At 64.2% G+C, this 12,228-nt stretch carries 11 protein-coding genes; 6 read left to right on the top strand and 5 right to left on the bottom strand.

The genetic code is table 11. The features are described from left to right. The first annotated feature begins 23 nt into the window (after positions 1-23). Positions 24-1,892, top strand: coding sequence for a potassium transporter Kup (locus ACLBKS_RS00875; protein ID WP_410190911.1), 1,869 nt, complete (start codon positions 24-26; stop codon positions 1,890-1,892). Between the two features lie 250 nt (positions 1,893-2,142). Continuing rightward, the gene (locus ACLBKS_RS00870) at positions 2,143-3,207 is read left to right on the top strand and encodes a porin (RefSeq protein ID WP_410190910.1); all 1,065 of its coding nucleotides are present in this window, start codon (positions 2,143-2,145) and stop codon (positions 3,205-3,207) included. A gap of 150 nt (positions 3,208-3,357) precedes the next feature. On the opposite strand, the gene ACLBKS_RS00865 is transcribed toward ACLBKS_RS00870, so the two are convergent. Next, a complete protein-coding gene (locus ACLBKS_RS00865; RefSeq protein WP_410190909.1) occupies positions 3,358-3,717 on the bottom strand; it encodes a PsiF family protein in 360 nt (119 codons plus the stop codon). Positions 3,718-3,851: 134 nt separating this feature from the next. Beyond that, entirely contained in the window at positions 3,852-4,460 is a 609-nt protein-coding gene (locus ACLBKS_RS00860) for a 5-formyltetrahydrofolate cyclo-ligase (RefSeq protein ID WP_410190908.1), read from the bottom strand. 354 nt (positions 4,461-4,814) lie between these two features. Between ACLBKS_RS00860 and ACLBKS_RS00855 the strand changes: the two genes are divergently transcribed. Beyond that, positions 4,815-6,788, top strand: coding sequence for a transglycosylase SLT domain-containing protein (locus ACLBKS_RS00855; RefSeq protein WP_410191426.1), 1,974 nt, complete (start codon positions 4,815-4,817; stop codon positions 6,786-6,788). Continuing rightward, positions 6,785-7,762: a complex I NDUFA9 subunit family protein gene (locus tag ACLBKS_RS00850; protein ID WP_410190907.1), complete on the top strand. Its 978-nt coding sequence runs from the start codon at positions 6,785-6,787 to the stop codon at positions 7,760-7,762. Before ACLBKS_RS00855 ends, ACLBKS_RS00850 begins: the two co-directional genes overlap by 4 nt. A 44-nt stretch (positions 7,763-7,806) precedes the next feature. Here ACLBKS_RS00850 and ACLBKS_RS00845 read toward each other — a convergent pair whose 3' ends face one another. Next, entirely contained in the window at positions 7,807-8,214 is a 408-nt protein-coding gene (locus ACLBKS_RS00845) for a hypothetical protein (RefSeq protein WP_410190906.1), read from the bottom strand. Positions 8,215-8,350: 136 nt separating this feature from the next. Here ACLBKS_RS00845 and ACLBKS_RS00840 point away from each other — a divergent pair, with 136 nt between their 5' ends. Both ACLBKS_RS00840 and ACLBKS_RS00835 read left to right on the top strand, forming a co-directional pair. Then, positions 8,351-9,190 (top strand): helix-turn-helix domain-containing protein, encoded by an 840-nt coding sequence (locus ACLBKS_RS00840; RefSeq protein ID WP_410190905.1) that lies wholly within the window; start codon positions 8,351-8,353, stop codon positions 9,188-9,190. A gap of 97 nt (positions 9,191-9,287) precedes the next feature. Then, the gene (locus tag ACLBKS_RS00835; protein ID WP_410190904.1) at positions 9,288-10,568 is read left to right on the top strand and encodes a multifunctional CCA addition/repair protein; all 1,281 of its coding nucleotides are present in this window, start codon (positions 9,288-9,290) and stop codon (positions 10,566-10,568) included. Positions 10,569-10,752: 184 nt separating this feature from the next. On the opposite strand, the gene ACLBKS_RS00830 is transcribed toward ACLBKS_RS00835, so the two are convergent. After that, complete coding sequence (locus ACLBKS_RS00830; protein WP_035604989.1) at positions 10,753-10,947, bottom strand: DUF2905 domain-containing protein; 195 nt, start codon at positions 10,945-10,947, stop codon at positions 10,753-10,755. A 30-nt stretch (positions 10,948-10,977) separates the two neighbouring features. Next, on the bottom strand, positions 10,978-12,162 hold the full coding sequence (locus ACLBKS_RS00825) for a class I SAM-dependent methyltransferase (RefSeq protein WP_410190903.1): 1,185 nt from the start codon (positions 12,160-12,162) through the stop codon (positions 10,978-10,980). Positions 12,163-12,228 lie beyond the last annotated feature (66 nt).

Raw genomic sequence — 12,228 nt, 5'->3', positions numbered from 1 at the left:
GCAACGGCCCAGCGCCATCCCCCATGAGCGCCACCAAATCCTCTCTCGCCGCCCTGACTCTCGGGGCCATCGGCATCGTCTATGGCGACATCGGCACCAGCGTGCTGTATGCCGTCAAGGAAGTGTTCGGCTCCGGCCACGTGGTGTTCACGCCAGAGAACGTGTACGGCATCCTGTCCATTTTCTTCTGGACATTGACGCTCATCGTTTCCCTGAAATACGTGGTGCTCGTACTGCGCGCCGACAACAAAGGCGAGGGCGGCCTCGTCGCCATGCTCGCGCTGGCCTCCCAGTCCGTGAAGGACAAGCCGGCGCTGCGCCGCGTGTTGCTGATGGTGGGTGTCTTCGGCGCTTGCCTGTTCTACGGTGACGGCGTTATCACGCCAGCCATCTCGGTGCTGTCGGCCATCGAGGGCTTGGAAGTGGCCTCGCCGGCTTTCAAGCGCTTGGTGATTCCGCTGACCTTGATCATTCTCTTCTGCCTGTTTTTCGTGCAGAAGTACGGAACCGGGGGCATCGGCCGCTTTTTCGGCCCCATCACCTTGCTGTGGTTCGTCACCATCGCGGCGCTGGGAATCGTGCACATTGCCGACAACCCGGCCATCCTGGCCGCGCTCAGCCCGCACCACGCACTGCGCTTCATCGGTGACAACCCAGGCACATCATTCATCATCCTGGGGGCGGTGGTGCTCTGCGTGACTGGCGCCGAAGCGCTGTACGCGGACATGGGTCACTTTGGCAAGCGCCCCATCCGCCTGGCCTGGTTCGCCATCGTGATGCCGGCGCTCACGCTCAACTACTTTGGTCAAGGCGCACTGCTGCTGCAACGCCCGGAAGCAGTCAAGAATCCTTTCTACCTGATGGCACCCGATTGGGCACTGCTGCCCCTCGTGGCCTTGGCCACCATGGCCACGGTGATTGCATCACAAGCCTTGATCTCTGGCGCATTCAGTGTCACGAAACAAGTCATCCAGCTAGGCTACTTGCCTCGCCTCCAGATCCGTCACACCAGCGTGAAAGAGACGGGGCAGATCTACATGCCCTTCATCAACTGGGGCCTGTTCATCGCCATCGCGCTGGCGGTGATGCTGTTCAAGTCGTCCAGCAATCTGGCGTCAGCCTATGGCATTGCCGTCACGCTCGACATGCTGATCACCACGATCCTGACTTTCTTCGTCATTCGCTACGGTTGGCGCTACCCCCTGTGGTTGTGCATCTCCGCCACGGGTTGCTTCTTCTTGATTGACCTGGCCTTCTTCAGCTCCAACATGCTCAAGCTGGCGGATGGTGGCTGGTTCCCTCTGCTCATTGGTGGCGCCATCTTCACCTTGATGCTCACTTGGAAGGAGGGACGCAACCTGCTCGCGGACAAGCAACGCGCCGATGCCATCGACCTGCGCAGTTTCCTGGATGCGGTGTTCATCAGCCCGCCCGCGCGGGTCGAGGGCACGGCGGTCTTCCTGACCTCCGAGGCAGGCACGGTGCCCAACGCGCTGCTGCACAACCTCAAACACAACAAGGTGCTGCACGAAAACAATTTGTTTGTCACCGTGCGCAACCATGAAACGCCATGGATCGGCTTGGACAAGCGCATCGAGATCACTCCACTGGGCCACGACTGTTGGCAGGTGATCGTCAACTATGGCTTCAAGAATGACCCAGACCTGCCCGCCGCGCTGGAACCTGTGCGCAACCGTGGGTGCCTGATGGATTCGATGAACACCAGTTACTTCCTCTCGCGCGACGTGGTGGTACCCACCTTTGGGGGTGGCATGGCCGACTGGCGTGAAAAGCTCTTCGCGCAGATGCACCACAACGCCAGCGCAGCCGCCGACTTCCTCAACCTGCCCAACAACGCCGTGGTGGAGCTGGGCAGCAAGGTGGAAATCTGAGCGCTTTGGAGCGCTATCTTTGGTGGGCCTGCGAGCCAAAGGGCACCTGTGCAATGCACGGGATGTAACAGCATCAACACCCAGCATCTGACTGGCGCTACCTCGTGCAACTCCCTGTTGCTCAGGCGCAACTGATGCAGATCAAAGGCATGCTTCTTGCGTACCAAATCACTCAGACGGCCGTGACTAGGCTGTCATAATTCCCAACGGTCTTTCGAAGACTTTACTCAACCCATCAAGGACTTTTCACATGAAAAAAGCTCTGATTTCCGCCGCAGCCGCAGCCGCCCTCTTGGGCGCTGCCGGTGTGGCCCAAGCCCAAGTGACCGCCTACGGTCTGTTCGACATCAGTGCAGGCAAGAGCGTTCTGGGTGACGCCACCGACAACGACGTTGCACTGCACTCGGGCGCTGACGGTGGCGCCAGCGAAGGCAACTCCACCTCCCGCTTCGGCATCAAGGGCAGCGTCGACGTCGGCAGTGGCTATAAGGCCAACTTCAACTACCAAGCTGGTATCGACGGCTCTGGCACGACCAACGGCAAGACCAATTCCAGCGACAACCTGCAACTCTTCGCGCGCCAGGCTTGGGGCGGCCTGTCGGGTGGTTTTGGTGAAGTTCGCTTCGGCCGCCAAGACTCCGTGCCTTTCCAGACCTTCATTGGTCTGGACTACAACGGCGCATCCAACGGTGTGTCCGCTGCTTACTTCGCTGGCTCTGAGTGGCTGCAACTGTCTCGCCAAAGCAACTCGCTGCAGTACATCTCCCCGGCCATGGGCGGTCTGACCTTCCAAGCTGGCTACACGATGAACAGCGCTGAGACCGACTACGATGCATCTACGGATACCGGCAAAGACAAGTCGGACGTCCTGTCGGCTGGCGCGACCTATGTGACGGGCCCCCTGACCTTGGTCGCTGCCTTCCAAGGCCAAGAAGCCAAGGACGACGACAAGTCGACCGGCGACTTCGACGAAACCGCCCCCTACATGGGCTTTGGTGCTCAGTACGACTTTGGCTCTTTCAAGCTGAAGGCCGACTATCACAAGGTTGACACCCGGTCCAGCATCAACACCGGCGTCGTGACCACGGTTGCTGGCTGGAGCGTGGGTGCCCAGTACTCCATCGGTACTGACGGTTCGAGCGGCGATGACGTCAAGACCACGGCCTACGAACTGTTCGTGAACAAGGAAGTCCTGAAGAACGTCTACGGCTACGCCGAAATCGGCGGCGCTAAGACCGACGACGACACCCTGTGGTTCGGCGGCGACAGCGATTCCGCCACCGGCTTCGCCGTGGGCATGATCCTGGTGTTCTGATCGTTGCCAGCTGATCGGTGCGCTGGCGAGGGCCTGGCACCGATTTGATGCAATCTCAAAAAAACCCCCGTGCAGCGTGAGCTGTACGGGGGTTTTTTCATGCCGTCCTGGCAGCGTTGCGCAGCCTGGAGCCTGCGGACAATGCGCTGGTTATTTCTTTGCCCCCTGCACCTCCGACTTGTTGCTCAAGCACTGACTCATGAAGGCTTTGCGTTCATCGCCCTTCAAGGTCTTGGCCTTGGCCTCGGCGTTGCAGCTCTTCATACGCTCCTGCTGGGTTTGCTTTTTCCCGGATTCTTGGCCAGCTTGGGTCTGCACGACGGGCGCTGGCTTGGCGGGTTTCACAGTGGCGCTGGCGGGACTGCCGCTAGTCTGGGGCGGCACCGCCGCCCACACGTAACTCAGACCCATCGCAAGCCCAAAAGCCAAGCTGAGCCGCAGCGTCAAATATGCGAATTTCAAAGAGGATGATTTCATGATGAGACCTTTTGCATGAAGTTGCTGGGACATTCATTCCAGCAGGTCTCACTAGCCTCATCCAGCCGCTGAACGGAGCCAAAGCCAACACCTTGGAAATCCAGAGTCGTAGATCATGACTTTGAATCAAAGGCAATGGCCCACGCAGATCTCGGGCTCGGTCGCATTCAGCCCATGCCCACAGGCCAGACCACGCCCTTGTCGTTGAGGATGGCGTCCAAAGGCATATCATGGGGTTCGGGTTCAAGATCGTCCACGAAACCCGTGGCATAACCCAGGCCCACGGTATACGGCTTGGGATGCAAAGTAGCGAGCGTGCGGTCATAGAACCCACCGCCATAGCCCAGGCGATACCCCCCGGGGCCGTAGCCCACGCAGGGCACGAACAAGAGTGTCGGAACGATGACTTCCGTGTCCTTGGGCTTGGGGATGCCGTAGGCATCTTCCTCCATGGGGCAGCCGGGGTACCAAGCGTGGAAAGTCAGCGTTTTGTGCACCTTGTCGATGACCGGCAAACCGATGCGGCGACGCTGGGGTTGGTCCAGCAGCTCGCCATCCTCCTTCCACCGGTGCAGGGCCGGCAGGGGGTCGAATTCACCCTTGATCGGCCAATAAGCCCCAATCACCAAATCAGTGCGCCCAATCAGCCAGATGCGCATGACCTGCTGCAAGGCCGCCGCCCGAGCCATGCGGTCGGGCAAGTTCAGGCGCTCGGCGATCAAGCGCTTGCGCAGTTCCTGCTTTTCTGACCCTATTCCTGTGGTTTTTTCTGACATATCGCGGGGCCCGGTCGTGGTCATAATTTGGGCATGAAGTTTCGAGCTATTCTGACATCGACCGTCGGCCTGATGCTGGGCGGCAGCCTGCTGGCCTCAAGCCATGCCGCGCCAGCTCTGGGCGAGGCCGCGCCAGACGTTCCCGCAGCGTTCTTGGTGCCGCCTTCTTCCGCCGCGAGCACGGGCACCTCAGCAATCGCTCCCATCGGCGTTTCTGGAACACCGTCGCCCACGGCCTCAGCGCCAGCGGCGCCCAGCCCAAGCACTTTGGCGCCTGTCACGGCCGCCCCGCTCACGCAGACGGCGGCACCCGCCGCCGCCTCGAAGGCAGGGACGGAAGCGCCATCAGTGGCCATGGCCTCCCCCGCCAGCACGGCTGCGGTGGCGGGGAACAAATCGCGTCAAGACGTGCTGATGGGCGACATGTCCATGGCCTACAAGAAGCTAGATCGCCGCCGCATGGCCGAACTGTTGCCGCAGGTGCGAGGCCATGCCCTGGAGATCTGGGCGGCCTACTGGGAATTGAGCGCCCGGCTCGAAGATGCGAAGACTGCGGACATCGACGCCTTCCTGACCCGTTACGCGGGCAGCTATCAAGAAGACCGGCTGCGCAACGATTGGCTGCTGGTCCTTGGCAAGCGACGCGACTGGACCCGCTTCGAGGCCGAATACGCCAAGTTCCGCATGCATGACGACCCCGAGGTGCGCTGCCATGCCCTGCACGCCACCTATGCGCGTGAAGGTGCCAGCACGCCCGCCGAGGTGGCTGACCCCATCGCGCGTCAAGTGACGGAGCTATGGCTGGGCCAGTTGTTCACCCCTGGCGAAGGCTGCGCTGCCGCAGCCCAAGGCTTGCTGCATGACGGACGGCTGGACCCGATGGTGGTTTGGCGGCGCGCGCGCCTGGGCTTTGAGTTCGACCAGCCCCAAATTGCCCAGCAAGCGGTGAGCCTGCTCAATCCGGCCTGGGCGGTGGGCTTGAACCAGCTGTATGCCGGCCCCAAGCGCTACTTGGACGAGAACCTGACGGCCTTCCGCCCCAAGACCCGGGAGTGGGTCACGCTCGCCATCGTGCGCATGGCCTCCAACGACCCGCACGCCGCAGCCGAGGAATTGAACAAGCTGCGCTGGCGCGCCCAGTTGACCGACGAAGAACGCAGTTGGATTTGGGGCGTGATTGGCAAGCGCGCGGCACGCATGCTCTCCGACAAGGCGCTGGAGTACTACGCCCAAGGCGATCCCGCCAGCATGCACAGCGACCACCTGCTCTGGCGCGTGCGCGCCGCCTTGCGGGCGAATGACTGGCAGCAGGTGAACGACGCCATCAACACCCTGACCCCCGCGCAGTTGCGCGATCCAACCTGGGTCTACTGGCGCGCTCGCGCATTGCTTGCGCTGCAGGTGCCGGATGCCGAGCAGCGCGCCCGTGTCCTGCTGCAATCCATTGCCTCGCCCAGCCATTTCTACGGCCAACTCGCGTTGGAGGAATTGGGCCAAACCATCGCGACGCCGACCGAGCAAACAGAACCCAAGGCCGAAGAACTGCAAGCCGCGCGCGACAACCCTGGTCTACAGCGCGCGCTGCAGGCGATCCGCATCGGCTTGCGCGACGAAGGCGTGCGGGAATGGAACTACACCATCAGCCTGCACACGCCTGGCGGCATGACCGACCGCGAGTTGCTGGCGGCAGCAACGCTGGCCTGCGAGGCCCAAGTTTGGGACCGTTGCATCAACACCAGCGACCGCACGCGCGCGTTCATGAATTACGCGCAGCGTTTCCCGACGCCCTACCGCGAGCAGGTGCAGGAGCGTGCCGTGCAAACCGGGTTGGAGCCGGCTTTCATCTATGGACTGATCCGACAAGAAAGCCGCTTCATCGCCGAAGCGCAATCCAGCGTGGGCGCCGCAGGTTTGATGCAGGTGATGCCCGCCACTGCACACTGGACGGCGCGCCGCATCGGGCTGCGCAATTACAAGCCCAAGCAGATCACCGACCGTGACACCAATATTGCCCTGGGCTCCAGCTACCTCAAGCTCGTGCTGGAAGCCTTCGATGGGTCTATGCCCATGGCCGCGGCGGCTTACAACGCTGGCCCCAGCCGCGCCCGGATTTGGCGTGGCGAGGTGAGTGACCCTGTGCTCGAGGCTGCGATCTGGATCGAAAACATCCCCTTTGGGGAGACCCGCGACTACGTCAAGAAAGTGTTGCCGAATACCGTCAACTACGCCGCGGTGCTCAGCGGTCAGCCTCAGTCGCTCAAGGCACGCCTGGGGTATGTCGGACCGCAGGGCGTGGCCAAGCCGGAGCCCGTCGAGGAACTGCCATGAAGCGAGTGCTTGTACTGGGCGGTACCGGCTTCGTGGGTCGCCATGTGTGCGAACACTTGGTCCGGCGTGGCTGCGGCGTCACGGTGCTCACGCGCCGGGCCACACATGCCCGCGCGGTGCAACACCTGCCCGGCCTGACCGTGATGGAAGGGGACGTGCACGACGAGACCACCTTGCGCCGTCTGCTGCCCGGCCACGACGCCGTGGTACATCTGGTGGCCATCCTGCACGGCAGCAATGCTGCGTTCGAACGCGCGCACGTGGCGTTGCCCCGTGCACTGGCGCGGGCCTGCTTGGCCAGCGAAGTTCGGCGCGTGATCCACGTCAGCGCGCTGGGCGCCGACCCCGCGACGGCCACCTCAGCGCCTTCGCGTTATCTGCGCAGCAAGAGCCAAGGGGAAGCCGTGCTGAGGGATGCGGCTCAGACGACGGGCGGCACCGGCCTGCAACTCACCGTGCTGCGCCCCAGCGTGATCTTCGGATCCGACGATCGTTTCCTCAACTTGTTCGCCACGCTTCAGCGCGTCTTTCCCGTGGTTCCGCTTGCAGGTGCAGAGGCACGCTTCCAGCCGGTGTGGGTGGAGGACGTGGCCGAGGCGGTGACGCGCTGCCTCTTCGATGCGGGCACGGTCGATCAGACCTACGAACTCTGCGGCCCCACGGTGCTCAGCTTGCGTGAACTGGTCCGGCTCGCTGGGCGCTCGGCGGGTGTGCAGCGCCCTGTCATCGGGCTGCCAGCCTTGTTGGGCCGACTGCAGGCCATGGTGATGGAGTGCGCACCCGGCGAGCCGCTGATGAGTCGCGACAACCTGGATTCGATGCAAGTCCCCAACGTGTCCACCGGTCGGTTCCCAACCCTGAACGCGCTGGGCATCACCCCGGCTTCGCCGCTGGCGATTGTTCCCGGCTATCTGGGGCCATCGGACCGGCTTCAGGTGCTGCGCGCGCGCGGACCGGGGGCAAAGCACCGCTGAGAACCGCGAGGCCCGATCGAACGCGGGCCTTGTTCGCTCCATCCTCAATGACGAGCTTGCGACAAGCGCCGCCAGCCGGTGTACTCCAGCTCGGTCAGCACCACGACCGCCAAAGCCTGTCCCACCAGGACCAGTTTGCCTAGCCAGGTGAGCGGCAGCACGAACCAAAGATAGGCGCTGCCGACGACCCAGGCTGCATTGCCCAGGATCACGAGCCAGACCAGTGTCGCCGGGGGCTGGTCACTGCGGGCAGCCAACAACATCAAGGCCGCGAAAGGAAGTAGGGCCAGGCCGCTGGCCAGCAGAAGCTGGGCCGGCATGCCCAGCCAGGCAGCCAACGGATCGGCCCAGACCACCAGAGGCACACCCATGGCCAGGCCGCTGATGGCGTCAGCGCGCAGGGTGTAGTGAAGGAGGCGGGATGAAGCAAACACTTGAGTCAAAGCAGACATGGTGAACTCCTGGGTGTGAATGACGGCGCGAGTCTCCGCCTTGGGCTGCGGCGCGTCGATTACCTGCCAGGTCATGGAAGCGCCGCGCAAAATGCCGCATGCTGTTCGTCTCGAGCCCCCCAACATCGTCCAGCCCATGAACACTCCGCACGCAATACCCGCCGCCACATCCCGCCCCACCGCCGGGGGTGGCATCGGAGACTTGATCCGCGAATGGCGCCAGCAGCGGCGGCTGAGCCAGATGGATCTGGCTCTGGACGTGGGTATCTCCCCTCGGCACCTGAGCTTCGTGGAAACGGGGCGCGCCCGCCCCGGGGCTGAAGTGCTGCTGGCGATCGCCGAGCGACTGGCCCTGCCACTGCGCACGCGCAACGTGTGGCTGATGGCCGCAGGCTACGCGCCGCGTTACACCGAGCAACCGCTCGCGTGCGGACAGATGTCGCAAATCCATGCCGCGCTGGACAAGCTGCTGCGCGCTCACGACCCCTACCCCGGCGTGGTGTTGGACGGGGGGTGGAATGTGGTGCGGGCCAACAGCGCGGCGCTGCGTCTGATGGCCCTGCTGCCACCCGCGCTGCGCGAACCCGGCGTCAACATGTTTCGCGCCAGCCTGCACGCCGAAGGCTACGCCGCACTGACCCGCAACTTCCACGAATGGGGTGCCTACCTGCTGCGCACCTTGCGCCGGCAGGTGCAGGAATCGCGCGACGCACAGCTGGCAGCACTGGAGCAAGAGGTGCTGGCCTACCCCCATGTGGCCGCGCTGTTGGACGCGCCCGGTCCGGCCACCGGCGCCCCCGAACTGCTCGTTCCTTGCGAGATGAACATTGGCGGCCACGCGCTCTCCCTCTTCACCACCATGACGGCCTTCGGCACGCCGCGCGACATCACCCTCGCCGAGCTGAGCATCGAACTTTTCTACCCGTCCGACCCCGCGACGGACACCCTGCTGCACCAGTTCGCCGCGACCGCCTGAGCCCGGCCGCGCGAGCCTGCCCCGTGTTGGCCCTGCGCGCATCACGGCGGTCAGGTTCACCAAGCCACCAGAGAACACAAGCGGCTAGACTGTCCGCATGCAGATCTACATGGTGGGCGGCGCGGTGCGCGATGCCCTGCTCGGCCTGCCGGTGAAGGACCGGGATTGGGTGGTGGTGGGCACCACGCCCGAGGCCATGGCCGCCCAGGGCTTCACGCCCGTGGGCAAGGACTTCCCGGTCTTTCTCCACCCCGAAACCCACGAAGAACACGCGCTGGCGCGCACCGAGCGCAAGACCGCGCGCGGCTACAAGGGCTTCGCCGTGCACGCCGCGCCGGATGTGACGCTGGAGCAAGACCTGGCCCGACGCGATTTGACCCTCAATGCCCTGGCCGTGCCCCGCGAGCATTGCCGGCCCGACGGGGGCTTCGACCCCGTGCGGGTCGTCGACCCGTACCAGGGGCGGCGCGATCTGGAACAGCGCATCCTGCGTCACGTCACACCGGCTTTCCGCGAGGACCCGGTGCGGATCCTGCGCGTGGCGCGCTTCTCGGCCCGCTTCACGGAGTTCCGCGTCGCGCCCGAGACCCTGGCGCTGATGCGCGAGATGGTCGATGACGGCGAGGTGGATCACCTGGTGCCCGAGCGCGTCTGGCAGGAACTCAGCCGCGGCCTGATGGAAGCCCGGCCCTCGCGCATGTTCGAGGTGCTGCGCGCCTGCGGCGCCCTAGGACGCCTGCTGCCCGAAGTGGACCGGCTCTGGGGTGTGCCCCAGCCGCCTGAGCACCACCCCGAAGTGGACACTGGCGTGCACCTCATGCTGGTGCTGGACCTGGCCGCCGAATTGAAAGCCCCCCTGCCCGTGCGCTACGCCTGCCTGGGCCACGATTTGGGCAAGGGCACCACGCCGACGGACCTGCTGCCGAGACACCTGGGCCATGAGGGGCGCAGCGCGCGGCTGCTGCAAGGCCTCTCCGAGCGGCTGCGCGTGCCCTTGGACTGCCGCGATCTGGGCGAGGTGGTGGCGCGCGAGCACGGCAACATCCACGCCAGCGGCAAGCTCAACGCCGAAGCCGTGTTGCGCCTGCTGGAACGTTGCGATGCCCTGCGCAAGCCCGAACGCTTCAGCCAGGCGCTGCTGGCCTGTGCCTGTGACGCGCGCGGTCGCGGGGTGGCCGGCGATGGGCTGCGCGAACGCCCTTACCCTCAGGCGGCGCGCCTGCAAGCCGCGCTCGACGCCGCGCTCGCCCTACCTACTCACGACATCGCCACGGCGGCGATGAACCAAGGACTCAAAGGGCCGGAAGTGGGTCGACGCATTCAGGCCGCGCGCGTGCAGGCGATTGAACACGCCTTGTCGACGATGAAAACGGCGTGAACCGTGCGAGGGTACAAGCGGTACAAGCCGAACAAGGGCCATAGAACGTGGGGCGCGCTACGCGCCAGGATCGGCGACCTGGGTAAGGTTGGGCCAAGGCGGACAGCCTTGGCGTCGTCGCGCGCCTGGATTGGCGCTGTTTGCGCCCCCCCGTTCGCACTCAGGAAATGGGTGTGAACAGGCCCTAGATCAAACGGGCAATCAGCGCCGCCGCGACGCTCAGCAAAATGGTGCTCATGAAGGGCAGGTTGAAGCGCCGACCAAACAAAGTGAAGTTGAAGTCGCCAGGTAAACGACCGAAACCGATGCGCTGAAACCAGGGCGTCAGGGCGTTGACGATCAACACGATGATGAAAACAGCCAGCAACCAACGCCACATGTTCGGTCCTTGTCCTTGCTGCGGTTTCCGTCAGAGTGCGTGGGTGCGATCGCCGTGCGCGAAACCCAGCGCGGCGGCATCCCCCCAGGAGGACCGCCCCACCGCATCGAGCGTGGCGAAACCGATGACCTTGAACAACTCGCCCATCTCATGCTCCATCACCAGCTTGCTCGCCTGCGCGCGGCGGGCCAGCGCCTCCGGGGTGTCGGCGGCAGCTTCATCAGGTGCCATCAAGCGTGCCAAACCGCAGTTGAACAAAAATCGGCCCTGGGAGGTGTAGCCCAGAACTTCCAGCCCCGCCTCCTGCCCGGCCAAGGCGATGCCCGTGAAGTTCACATGAGCGGTGATGTCCTTCAAGCCCACGTCGCTCAGCGGGTCGGCGTCGGACTGGTGCGCTCGGTGGCACATCACCGTGCCCATGTGACGCTGAGGGTGGTAGTACTCGGCCTCGGGAAAACCGTAGTCGATGAAAAAGGCCGCGCCAGGGCGGCCCTCCCGAGCGCCCTGCAACAGCTTGCCCGCCACCGTGCGCAGGAAGGCTTCGGCCTGCGCGTGCGTTTCGGTCAGGTAATCGTGCTCACCCGCAATCGCCACCGGTGGACGCAAGGCCGTGGTGCGATCGGCCCAGACGAAACGCCCCTGGTCTTCGGCCACGCCGCGCTCCTGCCAGACACCGTGTTTGCGCGCCAGCAACTTGACCGGCATCGCGTCCAGCACTTCGTTGCCAACCACGACGCCATGCATGGCTTCGGGCAGGGTCGTGGCCCAGTCGATGCGCACATCGGCTTGATCGGCGAACTCTTGCAAGGTCTCCTGCTGGCGCGCGCGCAGGGCACCCGACACATCCACGATGGTGTAGCGGCGCACCTTGCCGCGCAGGGCGCGCAACAGTTGCAAGGCCAGCGCCCCTGACCCCGCGCCGAATTCCCAGATTTGGTCCGTCCCCGTGCGCTCCAGCGCTTCACCGATCTGGGCCGCGAGTGCCTGCCCAAACAAAGGCGAGAGTTCGGGGGCTGTCACGAAATCACTGCCCCCCCCACTGGCCCCGGGCATCAAACCCAACTTGCGCAGATCGTTCGCGTAGTAGCCCAGGCCAGGCGTGTACAGCGCCCGCGACATGAAGTCGTCAAAGCCTAGCCAGCCACCGGCTTCCGCCAAGGCCTGCGTCAGATGCGCGGACAGATGGGTCGTTAAACTCTGCGTCGTATTGCTCACGCGCGGATTGTCACCGAAGCGATGTCATGAACAGAAAATGAAGGCGGCTTTAAACCGCCAACGGTC

This window comes from Hylemonella sp. W303a, from assembly GCF_046452315.1.
Taxonomy (GTDB): domain Bacteria; phylum Pseudomonadota; class Gammaproteobacteria; order Burkholderiales; family Burkholderiaceae_C; genus Hylemonella.
The sequence above is the reverse complement of the archived record's forward strand: the minus strand, read 5'-3'. Positions and strand labels throughout refer to the sequence as shown.